14 protein-coding genes are annotated in these 16,346 nt (G+C 58.5%); 3 read left to right on the top strand and 11 right to left on the bottom strand.

The window, feature by feature from the left end; all coding sequences use genetic code 11:
- Positions 1–84: 84 nt before the first annotated feature.
- The 5 genes from JZI28_RS03635 to JZI28_RS03655 all read right to left on the bottom strand — a co-directional run bounded on the left by JZI28_RS03635 (position 85) and on the right by JZI28_RS03655 (position 3,850).
- Positions 85–714 (bottom strand): OmpA family protein, encoded by a 630-nt coding sequence (locus JZI28_RS03635; protein ID WP_295447692.1) that lies wholly within the window; start codon positions 712–714, stop codon positions 85–87.
- Between the two features lie 20 nt (positions 715–734).
- The gene (locus JZI28_RS03640; protein WP_375699267.1) at positions 735–2,126 is read right to left on the bottom strand and encodes a type II and III secretion system protein family protein; all 1,392 of its coding nucleotides are present in this window, start codon (positions 2,124–2,126) and stop codon (positions 735–737) included.
- 280 nt (positions 2,127–2,406) lie between these two features.
- Entirely contained in the window at positions 2,407–3,267 is an 861-nt protein-coding gene (gene cpaB, locus JZI28_RS03645) for a Flp pilus assembly protein CpaB (RefSeq protein ID WP_375699268.1), read from the bottom strand.
- A 110-nt stretch (positions 3,268–3,377) separates the two neighbouring features.
- Positions 3,378–3,554 carry a hypothetical protein gene (locus tag JZI28_RS03650; RefSeq protein WP_348154417.1) on the bottom strand — a complete coding sequence of 59 codons (177 nt, stop codon included), beginning with the start codon at positions 3,552–3,554 and terminating at the stop codon, positions 3,378–3,380.
- A 98-nt stretch (positions 3,555–3,652) separates the two neighbouring features.
- Entirely contained in the window at positions 3,653–3,850 is a 198-nt protein-coding gene (locus JZI28_RS03655; RefSeq protein ID WP_375699269.1) for a hypothetical protein, read from the bottom strand.
- Positions 3,851–4,209: 359 nt separating this feature from the next.
- Here JZI28_RS03655 and JZI28_RS03660 point away from each other — a divergent pair, with 359 nt between their 5' ends.
- A complete protein-coding gene (locus JZI28_RS03660; RefSeq protein WP_375699270.1) occupies positions 4,210–5,073 on the top strand; it encodes a lytic transglycosylase domain-containing protein in 864 nt (287 codons plus the stop codon).
- Between the two features lie 154 nt (positions 5,074–5,227).
- Here JZI28_RS03660 and JZI28_RS03665 read toward each other — a convergent pair whose 3' ends face one another.
- The 6 genes from JZI28_RS03665 to tldD all read right to left on the bottom strand — a co-directional run bounded on the left by JZI28_RS03665 (position 5,228) and on the right by tldD (position 14,180).
- Positions 5,228–6,262: a fatty acid desaturase gene (locus JZI28_RS03665; protein WP_295447710.1), complete on the bottom strand. Its 1,035-nt coding sequence runs from the start codon at positions 6,260–6,262 to the stop codon at positions 5,228–5,230.
- Positions 6,263–6,570: 308 nt separating this feature from the next.
- Positions 6,571–7,200: a 3-oxoacid CoA-transferase subunit B gene (locus tag JZI28_RS03670; RefSeq protein WP_297340384.1), complete on the bottom strand. Its 630-nt coding sequence runs from the start codon at positions 7,198–7,200 to the stop codon at positions 6,571–6,573.
- A 3-nt stretch (positions 7,201–7,203) separates the two neighbouring features.
- Positions 7,204–7,923 carry a CoA transferase subunit A gene (locus JZI28_RS03675; RefSeq protein ID WP_297340385.1) on the bottom strand — a complete coding sequence of 240 codons (720 nt, stop codon included), beginning with the start codon at positions 7,921–7,923 and terminating at the stop codon, positions 7,204–7,206.
- A 259-nt stretch (positions 7,924–8,182) separates the two neighbouring features.
- Positions 8,183–10,903: a type I DNA topoisomerase gene (topA, locus tag JZI28_RS03680; protein WP_295447719.1), complete on the bottom strand. Its 2,721-nt coding sequence runs from the start codon at positions 10,901–10,903 to the stop codon at positions 8,183–8,185.
- Between the two features lie 215 nt (positions 10,904–11,118).
- Positions 11,119–12,384, bottom strand: a complete 1,266-nt coding sequence (gene dprA, locus JZI28_RS03685) for a DNA-processing protein DprA (protein ID WP_375699271.1) — start codon at positions 12,382–12,384, stop codon at positions 11,119–11,121.
- 374 nt (positions 12,385–12,758) lie between these two features.
- Positions 12,759–14,180 (bottom strand): metalloprotease TldD, encoded by a 1,422-nt coding sequence (gene tldD / locus JZI28_RS03690; protein WP_297341164.1) that lies wholly within the window; start codon positions 14,178–14,180, stop codon positions 12,759–12,761.
- A 197-nt stretch (positions 14,181–14,377) separates the two neighbouring features.
- Here tldD and coxB point away from each other — a divergent pair, with 197 nt between their 5' ends.
- Both coxB and cyoE read left to right on the top strand, forming a co-directional pair.
- Positions 14,378–15,292, top strand: coding sequence for a cytochrome c oxidase subunit II (gene coxB, locus JZI28_RS03695; protein ID WP_295447728.1), 915 nt, complete (start codon positions 14,378–14,380; stop codon positions 15,290–15,292).
- Between the two features lie 112 nt (positions 15,293–15,404).
- The gene (gene cyoE, locus JZI28_RS03700) at positions 15,405–16,346 is read left to right on the top strand and encodes a heme o synthase (RefSeq protein ID WP_295447731.1); all 942 of its coding nucleotides are present in this window, start codon (positions 15,405–15,407) and stop codon (positions 16,344–16,346) included.

Genomic DNA, 16,346 nt, shown 5'->3' on the forward strand with positions numbered 1-16,346 from the left:
AGATTGGGGCCAAAAAGCCCCAATTATTGGGAATTGTTAAGGGTTCCTAAAACTCTAAGAACTTGGCGGGCCGTTAGGGCCAGATTATTCCCCAGCGGTGGGCAGAGATTGCTCAGCGGTCAGTGTTGTGGGGACAACGGCGCTTTCGACGTAGTCGCGATAGACGATCTGCGCATATTTGCCATCCAGCACCGAAGGGTGGCGTTTCAGGAAGCCGCTTACTTCGGTGACGGTGCGGCGATTGCGGCGCTCCGGTTCCTGGGTCAGGATCAGCGGCTGGCTTTCCCCTTGCGACACCATGGCCTCCAGGCGGCGGCGATCAATGCCACGGCTCACCAGGTGGTTGACGGCAGCGCGGGCGCGGCGCAGGCCAAGCCGTTTGTTGTAGCTGTTGCCGCCAACGGCATCCGTGTGGCCATAGACCCGGAAGCGGACTTCGGGGAATTGCTTTATCCATGCCGCTTGGCGATCCAGCACCGCGCGGGCTTCACCATCCAAGCGGGCCTCATTAAAGCCAAAATTGATAGTGGTTGGCACTTCTTCGGCAAACCGGGCGGCCAGCTGAATGGCATATTCGCCTTCGCCGCGCATCATCGCCGTGTTATTGGCGGTGGCTGCGCCCATCAGGCTGCTGTCCAGCGGTTCACCCGCCTGATTGTGGCTACAGGCTGTGGCGCTTAGGAACAGCCCCAGGATCGCTACGCTTTTGATCATTTTCCCGGTCATCCTTTGCTTTAGTCCATCACATAGCCGTAAGAGCCGTTGAAGTCTTGCTTGGCAACTTCACTGGCAGGGCCTTTTTGGGAATGAACCGTGCGGCCCAAGAGAAAGAGCTCGGACTCACTTGGGGGTTTGATGCGGTCGGTTGGCAGGCTCAGGGCCTCGCCACGGGTGGGGGTGACCAGGTGGGCGCTGACAATAATCACCAGCTCTGTTTGATTGCGCTGATAATCGGCGCTGCGGAACAGGGCGCCCAGCACTGGAACATCGCCAATCCACGGGACCTGTGAGGTCTGATCCAAAAAGTCATCCTGCACCAGTCCGGCAACAGCAAAGCTCTCACCGTCACGCAACTCGACAGTGGTCGATGTTTCGCGGCGCGAGAACGCGGCCACGTCAAGACCATTTGCGGTGATCGAGTTACTGGTATCAACCGCAGAAACAGCGGCCTTGAGCTCAAGATTGATCAGATCGCCATCCACGACCCGTGGAACGAAGTTCAACTCGATACCAAAGGGTTTGAACTCGATGGAGACGGTGCCGCCATCTTGGGCGACGGGAATAGGATATTCGCCACCGGCAAGGAATTTGGCCTCTTGCCCGGAAAGGGCAGACAGGTTTGGCTCTGCCAGGGTGCGCACCACGCCTTTGCGCTCCAGGGCTTCCAGCAACAGGCCAACCTGAAGTGATCCGACACCGAACTGAAAGGCAAGCGCCCCGGCAATGCCGTTTTTGACTTCGACGGGATTGCCGAGCCCGTTGGTCCCTTGCAGCCATTGGCCGGTTTCACCAGAGGTGCCGCTGCTGCCGCCGAGAGCAACCGAGGAATGCAGGGCTTTGGACACGGAGCGCTGCATTTCAGCAAAGCGCACCTTTAGCATGACCTGCTGTACACCGCCGACGTTCATCAGGTTGCTCACCCGTTCGGGGGCATAACGTTCGGCGAGATCCAGGGCACGTTGCAGACGTGCCGCACTGGAGACATTGCCGGACAGAACGATCCCGTCGTTTGCGGTACGCACTTCGATTTGCTCACCCGGCAGGATCTGGCGGAGGCGTTGTTTGAACTCCGAGACATCTGCAGCCACCCGTACATTTACATTGGTGATCAGCTTGCCCGAGGCATCCAGCAGGGTCAGGGTGGTCAGACCGGGGGATTTTCCCAGCACATAGATGGTGCGGTCGGACAGCGAAGAGATATCGGCGATATTGGGGTTGGCAATGCTCAGCTCGGCAAAGGGGTCATCGCTTTCGACCACCACCGCGCGGTTCATCGGCACATCCAAAGTAACAGAGGTGCCGCGTTTGACCACGCGCAACCCATTGGCCAGAGACACCTCTGGCACAGCCATACAGAGGAGCGATAGCCCAGTGAGAGCTGCCGCCATAAATCCACGAATTCTCATGTGACCTGCCTTTCCGATCACGCCTCATTTTCGGGTCTTTTTGCCCGTTGTTTGGCGACACTCTGCGGCAATTTGCGAATTATTGCAAGAATCAAAGGCTTCTGGCGGAGAGTTACAGCTATTTCCCTGTGGGGCAGCGGCAACAGAAAAACCGGGCCATCCCAAAGGACAGCCCGGTGCTGGAGGTTAATTGGTTGAGAACACAGCCCTTCCCAAATCAACAGGCCTAGACGATCTGGCCGGAAGTCGCTGGTTTGGGCACTGCTTTTTGCACTGCGCCTTAGTTGGTGCAGGGGATCGGGATTTCCACCACTTCGGCGCCACGGCGGGTGCGGATGGTGCAGACCCGTTTTTGTTCGACCGGCGCTGGCGCCAGTTGCTCCCCAAGCCCCAGAAGACTGCGCTGGTTCACTTCGACAACCGAGGCCACCGTATCATCACCGGCGCCAACCAAAGACAGTGACAGTCGTCCTGTCGTTTGAGCCTGTGCCAATGCGGCCACCTGTTCCGGCTGCACGGCTACGGTCACGGTGCGGGCAATTGTGGCTCCGTTGATTTCGCTGCTGGCGCTTTGGTCCACTGCGATCAATTCGATGCTGGGTTCAATAAGCCGGGTGATCTCTTGTCCGCCGCGATTTGCTCCATGCTGCACGCTGCCGGTCCAGTAGACATCCACATGGTCGCCGGGACGCAGGAATCCAGACACACCTGAGGACACATCAACGCTGATTGCAAAAGCCCGCATGCCACGGCGCAACTGCGATGTAATGCCGGCATCCTGACCAGGATTGGTCAGCTTGGCTGCCAGCAGGGCCTCATCCTTTTCCATGGTCCGCAACACCACCCGCAGATCACCAGGATTGGCCGGGGGGAACAGGGCTTCCAGCGAGGTAAAGGCACCTTCGGGGATAGATTCACTGGGCCAACGCACCTTGCGCACCAGGTCTTTGGTCAGCCGTTCGCCGTATTTCAACTGGCTGTTGGCCACAAAAACGTCTGTGGTTGGGATCACTTCGCCACGATTGGCGCGTTCCCGGGCAAGTTCGTTCTGGTAGGCGGAGATGTAGTTCTTTGCCATCATCACAGCGCCGCCAGCGAGGGCGACCCCGATTATAAGGACTAATCCAAATACTGCGCGCATTGTGTGACCTTTCTCTTTTGGAACCGGCTCTAGCCAAGGGCAGAACCGGTAAGGTGATAAGTCTTACAGTGACAATAGTGCAGCCCTTTGGCCTGGCCAATGGGGGTGCGTTAGCTGAAGTCCCAGTTTGACAGGTACTCGATCACCGCGTCTGTAAAGCTCAGAGTGCCATCAAGCATCGAGTTGAAAGCGAACATTGTTAAGCCAATTATTCCCGCAGTCAGCACGACCCAGTCAACAGTCACAGCACCGTCGTCGCTAGCTATAAACAACCAAATTTTCTTCATTTAACCCTCGCTCATATGTAGCTTCGGGAAGGGGCCGCGCCCTTTTGCAAAGACACGGCCCCAAGCAATCGTCGATAATACTAGCGCGCTAAGGTCAATTACTGACCAGCAACACCAATAGTATCAGTTTTGCCGCTCAGGTAGGTGCTGGTGTCTGCGGTCAGGTTGCCGGAACCAGTTTCGATCGCGGTGTAAGCAGCGCCAGCCAGGGCACAAACAGCAGCGGTCAGAACAACCCAGTCAACAGTCACGGCGCCAGAGACGTCTTTGCGGAAGTTTTTGATGAATTTGATCATTGTGTTGTCCCTCCAGGGATATCTAAGGTTTTGCGTTACCCGGCGACGTCGTTTCAGGGTCTGTCTCTCTCTCTCACCGACCCTGTGTCGCTTGGATGAATACATATAGCCGGGAGAGCATGGCAGGAATTGGGCCGGATTCTGAAAATCGCTGCCCAATTTTAACTTTTTGGCAAGATCGCAGGTAAGTGTCTGTAATGGAACGATTTAAGGATTTACCCTTTGTCAATCCTCGGGGCTTTGCTGGGGCGGAAGGCGGCAAATATGGCGAAACTGCCAGATTTGAGGCGGTAAAACTGGCTTTTTGCGCCGGGATCGGTGAGTCTGCCGGAAAAAAGACCTAAGTTTTGAGCGGTGAAATGACCAAGAGATCTCTATTGGGGATGACATTTTTCATTGCCCCCCTTGTTCTGGCCCTCGGGGTGTCAGAGACCGCTGCCCAACAGAGTGATGCGGGCACACCAAGGAACGTGCCGCAGCCTTTTCCAACCTTTGAAGCCAGACGCGTTGCTGCGCCCAAGCCCGGCACACCGCCAAAGATCACCATTCAGATCCAGGAACCACAGACGGCGCCTGCACTGGCTGCTGACGCACCGCAGGCCGCAGCCAGTGCAGCTGCTGCAGCGGGGGAGATTGGCCGCTATGGCTGGTTCTGGCAGCGGGTTCCAGCCGGGATCGCGGGGGAGCCGACGCACAATCGCCTGGAGCTGGCGTTGACGGCGCTCAGGACCGCACCAACTCCGGTTTCCGCACCTGGTTTGCAGCTGATGCAGCAAATCATCCAGGAACAGGCCGTGCCGATCTTGATTGCCTCAGCGGATAGCCAGGTGTCCCCGGCGCTGGTGCTGGCGGTGATCGCGGTGGAATCCGCAGGTAAGGCGGAGGCGGTGAGCAGCGCCGGGGCAGAGGGGCTGATGCAGCTGATGCCGGATACCGCAGCGCGCTTTGGCGTGTCGGATGCTTTGGTGGCGGATCAGAACATCAGTGGCGGCATCCAATACCTGGATTGGCTGCTTGACGAATTTTCCGGGGACGCGGTTCTGGCGCTGGCGGGGTATAACGCAGGCGAAGGGGCAGTACGGGCTCATCAAGGCGTGCCACCCTTTGCCGAAACCCGTGACTATGTGCCCAAGGTGCTTGCGGCCTATCAAGTGGCGCGGGCGCTGTGCCTGACACCGCCAGAGCTGATCAGCGATGGCTGTGTGTTTCGATCGGTGAAATGAAATGACGGCTAGACATGATGAGAGAGCCTCGGCAGATCTCATAGCGATCTGTCGCACAGGCAGGCATCACCTGCTGTCTTGATATACACAAAGGTCCCACAAAAAACGGGGCCACATGGGCCCCGCATGATGGATGTGCCATCTGATTGGGCGTTTACCCGTAGAGGGCCCGCGCCTGCGAGAACGACAGCAGGCGTTTGCTGTTTTCATCCCACAAATGCAGGCGAGCGCAGGCCAGGCTTTCGCGGATGGTCAGCCGGTTTTTCATCGCCAGCTCGGAATGATCCTTAATCACCTCGGTGAGACGGTAAAAGGGGATACGGCTATAGAGATGATGGACCTGGTGAATGCCAATATTGGCCGTGAACCATTGCAAGACCGCTGGCAGGACATAGTAAGAGCTGCCATTGAGCGCCGCATCATGCAGCTGCCAATCGCCGGCGTTTTCCCAGTGGGTGGTTTCAAACTGGTGCTGCACATAGAACAGCCAGACACCTGCGGTGGCCGCCAGAATGGTTGAGGGCAGGAAGATCAGCAACAGGGGCAACAGGCCGCCAAAGTACCAGATTGCGCCCAGAGCCGCCAGAATGGCCAGGTTGGTGCCCATGGCACTGGTCCAGTAGCGCAGGCTGTTCATCAGACCCAGCGGGATGCGGTTTTGCAGCAGGAACAGGTAGCTTGGCCCCAGGCCAAACAGTGTGAACGGGCTGCGATAGACCCGGTAGTGCAACTTGCCAAAAGGCGACAGCGCCTGATACTCCGCCACGGTGAGGGTGTGCACATCCCCCATGCCACGCTTGTCGAGATTGCCCGCAGCGCTGTGGTGCTCAGAATGGGTCCGGCGCCAGACATCATAGGGGGTGAGGGTCAAAACTCCCAAGATCCGGCCAACCCAGTCGCTCAACTGTCGATTTTTGAAAAAGGCACCATGGCCGCAGTCGTGTTGGATTGTGAACAGGCGCAGCAAAAAGGCAGCATTTACCACCGAGATCGCAAAAGCCAGCCAGTAGCTGTATGACAAAGCCCACCACGCCAGCGCCCAAAGCAGGAAGAACGGTATCGCGCTGACCCCCAGTTCAAAGCCGCTGCGCAGCTCGTTGGGCTCGCGATATTTTGCCAAAATCTTCACCCAATCGCGCGAAGACCGCTCAGGAGACTGCGGTTTGGGAAGGTCATTGGAGTTTGTCATGCGCCTGCCGTGTTTTTTGAATATGTGCCTTCGGATAAACTACCTGTGTCGCTTGGCAAGTTAATTTTGCCCGCAATGTGTTCACAGCGACTTTATGCCGTCGAAAAAGGCGCATTAAAAACGACATACCCAGCATTTTTCCTGCTCTGCTCAGAAGACCCCTTGCCTTACGTCAAGGTCAGGTTTTGCGTCGGCATCCACGCCTTTAGGTCCTGTCGAGAATCGAAAAGGGCTCATCTCAAAATGAGATGAGCCCTCTCTAACAAAGCAGTCCCTCACCAAAGCGCGGAATGACGGACCCTTTGGGTTTAGTTGACGATGGTGGCCTGGGTGGCGGCGCGCAGCTCTTCCTCAGAGACGCCATCGGCGCATTCAACGATTTTCAAGCCGCCTTCAACCACATCCAGCACACCAAGATTGGTGATGATGCGGTCGACAACTTTCTGACCGGTCAGGGGCAGGGTGCAGCTTTTCAGCACCTTGCTGTCGCCATGTTTGTTGGTGTGATCCATGACCACCACAACGCGGCCAACGCCAGCCACCAGATCCATGGCGCCGCCCATGCCTTTGACCAGCTTGCCCGGGATCATCCAGTTTGCCAGATCGCCGTTTTCGGCCACTTCCATCGCGCCCAGGATGGCCATGGCGATCTTGCCGCCGCGGATCATAGCAAAGCTCTGCGCGGAATCAAAATAGGCGGTCTGCGGCAGCTCGGTGATGGTCTGCTTGCCGGCATTGATCAGATCGGCGTCCTCTTCTCCGTCAAAAGGGAAGGGGCCCATGCCCAGCATGCCGTTTTCCGACTGAAGCGTCACTTCGACACCTTCGGGGATATAGTTGGAGACCAGGGTCGGGATACCGATGCCGAGGTTCACATACCAGCCGTCCTGCAGTTCCAGCGCTGCGCGGGCGGCCATTTGATTGCGGTCCCATGCCATGGATCAGGCCTCCTTCTGGCGCACAGTGCGCTGTTCGATGCGTTTCTCGTGATCACCTTTGATGATGCGATGCACATAGATGCCGGGCAGGTGAATGCTGTCGGGCTCCAGGCTGCCTGTGGGCACGATCTCTTCGACCTCAACAATGCAAACCTTGCCACAGGTGGCAGCAGGCGCGTTAAAGTTGCGCGCGGTCTTGCGGAACACCAGATTGCCGGTTTCGTCAGCTTTCCAGGCCTTTACGATGGCGAGATCGGCAAAAATGCCCTCTTCCATGATATAGGTCTCAGGCTGGCCGTCGGCGCCGGTGGGGAAATCCTTGTGCTCTTTGCCCTCGGCAATCACGGTGCCTACGCCGGTCTTGGTGTAGAACCCGGGAATGCCAGCACCGCCGGCGCGCATGCGCTCAGCCAGGGTGCCTTGCGGGTTGAATTCCAGCTCCAGCTCATTGCTGAGATACTGACGCATAAATTCAGCGTTTTCCCCCACATAAGAAGAGATCATCTTCTTGACCTGTTTGGTCTGCAGCAAAATGCCAATGCCAAAATCATCGACACCCGCATTGTTGGAGGCAAAGGTCAGATCCTTGGTGCCTGCCTCCTTGATTGCATCGAGCAACAGCTCGGGAATGCCGCAGAGGCCAAAGCCACCCGCCGCAATGAACATGCCGTCATGAAGCAACCCATCAAGTGCTTCAGAGGCGCTGGAATAGATCTTCTTCATTGAGTTCTCCCATCAACAGCCAGTTGCCCCGGTTCTGGCCCCGAGGCGGCGCGGAGTCAATAATACTGATCAGCGCGCGTATTACTACGGAGCCAGCAGCCCGGTCTGACAAATGGCCCCGCCCGCCGCATCCTACAGCAGCAGGCGTTGCAACGGCTGGGTTTCATCTTACCGAAAATACCTCGGGGGAGGCCCCCCCCACAAAAGGGGGCCGGGGGCAGCGCCCCCAAACTGCGACCTTGGGGCTGACAGATAGGGGTTAGTTGCTGTCTGTGGCCTTTGTCGTGGTGGCCTTTGCGGCGGCGGTCTTTGGTGCAGCCTTCTTGGCCGCAGGCTTCTTCGCTGCGGGCTTTTTGGCTGTCGCTTTTTTGGCAGGTGCTTTTTTCTTGGCCGGGGCCTTTTTCTTTGCCCCCGATTTACCAGCCTTCTCGGCAATCCATTCCACCGCCTGTTCCAGGGTCACATCCTTCACCTCGACCTCTTTCGGGATCGTGGCATTGACCTTTTCCCACTTCACATACGGCCCATACCGGCCATCCATGATCTGGATGGCGCCACCGCTGTCGGGATGTTCACCCAGCTCGCGCAGCGCCTTGGCGGCTGCCCGACGACCGCGGCCCGGATTGTTGCGCTTCTCGGTGATCATCTCCATCGCCCGGTTCATGCCGATTTCAAAGACATCCAGTGTCTCTTTCAGATTGGCGTAAACGGGTTTTTCCTCATCCGGCAGCTGGTGCATGATATAGGGGCCAAACCGGCCCAGATTGGCCGCAATAACGCCGCCTTCGGGGTGGGGGCCAATTTCACGCGGCAGGGTCAGCAGGGTAACAGCCTGTTCCAGCGTCACCTCATTTGGACCCCAGCCGGCCAGGAATTCCTTGCCCTGTTTCGGCAGCGAGGAGCGCGGTGGTTTTTTGTTCTCGGGCGTGGCCTCGCCGCGTTGCACATAGGGGCCAAAGCGGCCGGACTTGAGATGAATTTCATCACCGTCGTCTTCCCCCAGAACCTTTTCATAGCCCTCGGCGCCCTCACCCGAAATGGGGCGGGTATAGTTGCACTCGGGGTAGTTGCCGCAGCCGACAAAGCCACCGGTGCGCGAGGTCTTCAGGTGCAGCTGGCCGGCGCCGCATTTTGGGCAGACGCGCGGATCGGTTCCGTCTTCGCGCGGCGGGTACAGCTGTGGCGCCAGGGTTTCGTCCAGCACATCCAGCACTTCCGAGATCCGCAGATCCGATGTTTCTGAGATCGCAGCCGAAAAATCGCGCCAGAATTTGCTCAGGATGTCTTTGTAGTCGCGCCCGCCGGCACTGACGTCATCCAACTCGCCTTCCAGATTGGCGGTGAACTCATAGCCCACATAGGTGCGGAAAAAGTTCAGCAGGAAGATGGTAACGATGCGGCCCTTATCTTCGGGGTAGAGCCGGTTCTTGTCCTTGCGGACATATTCGCGGTCCTGAATTGTGGTGATGACGCTGGCATAGGTAGAGGGGCGACCAATGCCCAGCTCTTCCATCCGTTTGACCAGGGTTGCCTCGGTAAAGCGCGGCGGTGGTTGGGTGTGGTGCTGCAGCCCCAGAACCGCCTTGTTGTCCGACAGGATCGAGGCGTCTTTGCCAGCCTTGTCGGCCTGTGGCCCCATGGTGGCGGAGAACTTCATCGCTTCGCCCTGCATGATCTGCGGCAGGCGCTTGTCGTCTTCGTCGACCACGTCATCGCGGCCTTCCTCATAAACCCGGAGGAAGCCGTCAAACAGCATCACCTGACCGGTGGCGCGCAGTACCACCTGGCCATCGTCAGAGCCCAGATCAACCGTGGTGCGCTCCAGCCGGGCACCGGCCATCTGGCAGGCCAGGGTGCGCTTCCAGATCAGATCATACAGCCGACGCTGGTCCTCTTCCGAGACCTTCAGGCTTTTGGCGTCGCGGCCCATTTCGGTGGGGCGGATACATTCGTGGGCCTCTTGCGCGTTCTTGGCCTTGTTCTTGTAGATGCGCGGGGAGCTGGGAACATATTCCGCCCCGTAGCGTGTCTTGATTTCATCGCGCGCGGCCTGCACCGCCTCTGGCGCCATATCGATGCCATCGGTCCGCATATAGGTGATGAGACCCGCCTCATAAAGCCGCTGAGCGGCGTTCATGCACTGCTTGGCGCCCATGCCAAATTTGCGGCTGGCTTCTTGTTGCAGGGTCGAGGTCATGAAGGGGGCAGATGGATTGCGGGAGGCGGGCTTGGCCTCTACCGATTGAGCCACCATGTTGCGGCTGGATACTGCCTGCACCGCCAGTTCGGCGGCAGTGGAATTGGCCAGGCTGTATTTGTCGAGCTTATCGCCGCCCAGTACCGTGAGGCGGGCTTCAAAATCCTGACCGCGCGGGGTGGTCATATTGGCTTTGACCGACCAGTATTCCTGCGGATTAAACGCCTCGATCTCCATTTCGCGCTCAACGATCAGGCGCAGGCAGACCGATTGCACCCGCCCGGCCGAGCGCGCGCCGGGTAGTTTGCGCCATAGAACCGGCGACAGGTTGAACCCCACCAGATAATCGAGCGCGCGGCGGGCCAGATAGGCTTCGACCAGGGGCATATCCACCTGACGCGGATTGCGCATGGCCTCGGCCACGGCCTCTTTGGTGATGGCATTAAAGGTCACCCGGCTGACGGGCGTATCCTTTTTGATCGAGCGCCGTTTGGTCAGCGCCTGTTGCAGGTGCCAGCTGATCGCTTCGCCTTCGCGATCGGGGTCAGTTGCGAGAATCAGTTCGTTGTCTTCTTTCAGCGCATCGGCGATGGCTTTGACATGTTTGCGGCTGTCGTTGCCGATCTCCCATGTCATCTCAAATTCGTTGTCGGTATCGACCGATCCGTTTTTGGCGGGCAGGTCGCGCACATGGCCATAAGAGGCCAGAACGGTATAGTCTGACCCCAGGTACTTATTGATTGTTTTGGCTTTGGCCGGGGATTCGACAACAACAACTGGCATGTAATTCTTTGGCCTCTTAAGTGCACTAACGGGCGTTCTATGGCTGCGCAAGTTCAGCGGCGCAAGGGGAGAATGTCAATGAGAGAGCATTGGACGCAGGAGGTGTGACTGCTGTCAGGGGCGTTTTCTGACCTGATCCACGTCATGTTTGGGGTGATTTTTCGCCCCTCTCGGGGGGCGCAAAGACACGGGGCGGGCGGGTGTTGCGGAGCAGGCTATCCACTCTTGTCCCCGCGGTTGCGCCGGGTGAGCAGGCCGCCGGGAATACGGCTGATCTTGCCCTCCAGCTCCAGTTCGGTCAGCGCCGGGGTGAAAGCCTGCGGTGTCAGCTCCAGATCGCGCATCAACTGGTCGGAAGCCGTCGGGCTGGGGCCGAGGCCGGCCAGAATCATCTGATGCAAGGCCGCTGTTTCTTTCAGGCTGCGCTTTTCCGGCGGCGGCGTCGGCACCCCCGCCAGAGCCTGGGTCAGGGCCGAAAGCTGCGTCAGTTTTTCTGTCACAGTCTCCTTGCGGCCAGATGCCGCGGGTTTGGAGACCTCAGGCGCGGGTGGTGCAGCGGTTGACACGCCGCCAGTTGCCGCAGATGGCATCGGGGGCAGCGCTGCAATGACATCTTCGGCGTTGCGTACCAGCACCGCGCCGTCGCGGATCAGGGCATTGCAGCCAAAAGCGCGGGCGTCAAAGGGGTGACCGGGGACCGCCATGACCTCGCGCCCCAGATCCAGCGCGTCACGGGCGGTGATCAGGCTGCCGGATCGACCGGCGGCCTCTACCACGATGACGGCCTGGGCGAGACCGGCAATGATGCGGTTGCGTTTGGGAAAATCACGGGCCTGGGGTGTGCGCTGCATGGGTTGTTCTGACAGGATCAGGCCCTTGCGGGCAATATTTTGGGCCAGGTCGGTATTTTGCGAGGGATAAATCACATCACAGCCCCCGGCCAGAACCGCAATGGTGCCGGTTTCCAGGCTGGCAAGATGGGCCGCAGTATCCACGCCCCGCGCCAGACCTGACACCACGGTAAATCCCGCTGCACCCAGATCCCGGGCCAGACTACGGGCCATGCGGGTCCCCAAAGAGGAGGCATTGCGGGCGCCGACCACGGCAATCATTGGTCGGGTCAGATGCTGCAAATCGCCAATCGCCCAGAGCAGCGGTGGCGCTGAGCTAAGCTGCGAGAGGGCAGGGGGGTAGAGCGGAGCATCAAAGCACAAAAGCCGCGCTTTGGCGGCTTTTGCGGCGTTTACTTCTGCGGTGACCGCACTTGCAGGGCATATTTCATATCCTGACATTCCGGCGGCACGTGCCATTTTTGGCAACGCATCCAGCGCGTTCTGCGCTGAACCATGCTCTGCGAGGAGGCGGTGAAACGTCACCGGGCCTACGCGTCGAGAGCGCAAAAGGCGAAGCTTGGAAAACCAGCTATCTTCCGTGGTGGGTGGGAGTGGGGGGTGAGTGGAAGAATGTGCTTCCTCGGTCATCCGTTGCTCCGCCTATTTGCAGTTAAAGGGATACCCTGGAAACAGTTAACAGGCGGTGAATATTTGAAAATTATCCAAAGATTTTCGACAGCCTGAGCGTGATTTTTAGAGATCCTACGAAAACCCTTTGCAGGGCATTGAAAACTAACAGTAAAGATTCGTGCTTCTGGTGCCAGCTTGCCTGTTTTTCCTTGTAATAGCCCGCAAAAATTCCAAAAAAACGCGCCCAGATCGGCCGCGTTTTTGGTAAAGAACCCGCGTATCCTCGCGATTTATGATAGCTTTTTTCCGCCCTTTAGGGGGCGGGTTTTGGCCTTTGCGAGCGGCGGGCTGGGGTTGAGAAAGTCGCCTGCCGTAAAGCACGGCGCGTGATCTCAAGTTGCGGAGCCGCCAACCGTCAGCCCATCCATCAGCACGCTGGGTTGCCCCACGCCAACCGGCACCCATTGTCCGGCCTTGCCGCAGTTGCCCATGCCCGGGTCCAGCTGCATGTCATTGCCCAGTGCCCGGATTTGTTTCAGCGCGGTGGCGCCATCGCCAATAAGCGTGGCGCCTTTGACCGGAGCGCCCACCTTGCCGTTCTCCACCCGGTAGGCTTCGGTGCAGGAAAAGACAAATTTGCCGTTGGTAATATCAACTTGGCCGCCACCAAACCCAACGGCCCAGATGCCGTCTTTGACGCCGGCAACCAGATCGGCGGGGTCTGTTTCGCCGCCCAGCATATAGGTGTTGGTCATCCGGGGCATTGGCGCGTGGGCGTAGCTTTGGCGTCGCCCGTTGCCGGTTGGCTCAACCCCCATAAGGCGGGCGTTCTGGCGGTCCTGCATAAAGCCCACCAGAATGCCGTCTTCGATCAGGGTGTTCTTTTGTGATGGGGTGCCTTCGTCATCCACGGTGATCGAGCCACGCCGGTCCGCGATGGTGCCATCATCCAGCACGGTGACGCCGGGGGCGGCAATGCGTTGCCCCATCAGCCCGGCAAAGGCAGAGCTGCCCTTGCGGTTGAAATCGCCTTCCAGCCCGTGACCAATGGCTTCGTGCAGCAAAATGCCGGGCCAACCAGGGCCAAGCACCACCTCCATGGCGCCCGCCGGGGCGGGGACGGCCTCCAGGTTGACCAGGGCAATGCGCAGCGCCTCTTTGGCCTTGTCGGCCCAGGCGGCGGGATCTATCAGCCCGTCCAGCCCAACACGGCCTCCGCCGCCGGCCGAGCCGCTTTCGCGCCGCCCGTCTTGTTCGACAATCACCGACACATTCAGCCGGGTCATCGGCCGGGTGTCGCGCACCCGTACCCCATCGGCGCGCAGGATTTCGATTTCCTGCAGCGAGGCCGCAATCGAGGCGGAGACCTGCACCACTCTTTGATCTAGATCACGGGCATAGGCGTCAATCTCGCGCAGGGTCTCGACCTTGACGGGGAAGGGCAGATCGCCAATCGGATCCGCATCGGTATAAAGCCGTTTGTTGGTCGCCTGGGGGGCATCTGCGTAGGTGCCGCCGCCATCCCCCACGGCCAGTCGCGCGGTTTGTGCTGCCCGTTTCAGGGCGGCAATGGAAACCTCGGTGGAATGGGCGTATCCAGCCACCTCACCGTTGACCGCCCGCAGGCCAAACCCTTCGGAGGCATCATAGCTGGCGCTGCGCAGGCGACCATCGTCAAACATCAGGGCCTCTGATTTGTGACGCTCGGCAAAAATCTCTCCATCTTCGGCGCCTGCAAGGGTTTCGCGCAGGATTGGCAGGGCCTCATCCTCGGGGAGGAGGGTTTCAAAGGGTCGAAAGGCTGGGTTTTCCATGTCACGGACCTCAGGTTTTTTTGATCTAAATCAAGAAAGCGACGCTTTGACGCTCGCCTGCCTCTTTATCTGTACGCCTGAATATGATTTTAAGCAGCATCAAAGACAACGGGTACGAGCGCGATTTGTGGAATCAACTCTCCATGGGGCGCAATCGGCTGTAAGAATAAATCGATCACAAACGATCAGGACATGATATGAAGAATGCTTTGATGCTTTCGGGCCTTTTTGCTGGCCTTTCCAGTCTTCCAGCCATGGCGCAAGAAGCACTAGAAACAATTGGCAAGCCAACCAACGGCGGCCTGAACTTCCAGCCAGCGGGGACTGAACTGGCGGAGGGTATCCACAAACTCGACTGGATGATTCTTGTCATCATCACCGTGGTCTGCGTTTTTGTTGCGGGTTTGCTGCTTTATGCGATTGTACGGTTCAACCGTCGCGCCAATCCAACACCTGCCGCCTTTACCCACCACACACCTATCGAAATCGCCTGGACGCTGATCCCAATCCTGGTTTTGGTTTTCATCGGCTCGTTCTCCTTGCCCGAACTGTTCCGCCAACAGGAAATCCCAAAAGGCGACGTTACCATCAAGGTGACAGGCTACCAGTGGTACTGGGGCTATGAGTATGTCGACCACGGCTTTGGTTTTGAAAGCTACATGTTGGGCAACCCCTCTACATTGGATGAAACAGTCCGCGCTGCAGATGCCGATGTAACCCCATTTGTCTTGGACGATGCGATGCGCGCCAAGCTGGTGGATGCGGGTTTCAACGAAGATGAATTCCTGCTGGCCACAGATACTTCGGTTGTTGTGCCGGTTGGCAAAACCATTGTGATGCAGGTGACCGGTGCCGATGTGATCCACTCCTGGACCATTCCCGCCTTTGGCGTGAAGCAGGATGCGGTTCCTGGCCGTCTGGCCGAGCTGTGGTTCAAGGCGGACAAGGAAGGTATTTACTTTGGTCAGTGTTCCGAGCTGTGCGGCAAGGACCACGCCTATATGCCGATCACTGTGAAAGTGGTCAGCCAAGAGGCCTATGACGCGTGGCTGCAAGGTGCGATCGACGAATACGCCGGTCTGCCCCAGTCTTATCAGGTTGCTTCCAACTGAGGCACGCCTCACCAATCTGCTCCCCCGGCGCGCTGAAGGGCGCTCGGAAGGGGATTGAAACCAGAGAGATGCGCAGGGTTCTGCGCATTTCTGGTCGACAAAAGGGTCTATGATGAGCGACGCAAGCATCAACGCCAGCACTCCCCGTGAAGACGAGGCCAGCTTTGGCGATTATTTCGCCCTGCTCAAGCCGCGGGTGATGTCACTGGTTGTCTTTACGGCCTTTGTTGGCCTGTTGGCGGCCCCTGTCGGCGTGCATCCGGTGATTGGCTTTTGTGCCGTATTGTTTATCGCGATCGGCGGCGGGGCCTCCGGGGCGCTGAACATGTGGTGGGACGCAGACATCGACCAGGTGATGAAGCGCACCAAATCGCGCCCCATTCCCGCCGGCAAGGTCGAGGCGGGCGAGGCGCTGAGCCTGGGGCTGGCACTATCGGGCATGTCGGTGATCATGTTGGCGCTGGCGACCAATGTCTTTGCCGGTGCCTTCCTGGCCTTTACCATTTTCTTTTATGTGGTGGTCTACACCATGTGGCTGAAGCGGGCGACGCCACAGAACATCGTAATTGGCGGTGCAGCGGGGGCGTTCCCCCCGGTGATTGGCTGGATTGCCGCCACCGGCACCATGTCGGTTGAGCCCTGGCTGATGTTTGCCCTGACCTTCATGTGGACGCCGCCGCATTTCTGGGCCCTGGCCCTGTTCATGCGCTCGGATTACGATGATGCGGGCGTGCCGATGCTGACCGTGACCCATGGCCGCCGCGCCACCCGGGTTCATATCCTGGTCTATACGATCCTGCTGGCCATTCTGGCCATTGGAACATCCTTTTCTGGCATCGGCGGGCCGATTTACCTTGCCGTCGCTGTTGTCATGAATGCCTTGTTCCTGCTCGGCGCCTGGAAGATTTTCCGCCGCGATGAAACCAATTCGGAAGAGGATAACTTCAAGGCGGAGCGCAGGTTCTTCAAGCTGTCGCTGCTGTATCTTTTCCTGCATTTTGGCGCCATCTTGGTAGAAGCATCGCTGAAACCCTATGGATTGGGAGGCTGGTAA

It is taken from the genome of Pseudophaeobacter sp. TrK17 (genome assembly GCF_042192375.1).
Lineage (GTDB): Bacteria > Pseudomonadota > Alphaproteobacteria > Rhodobacterales > Rhodobacteraceae > Pseudophaeobacter.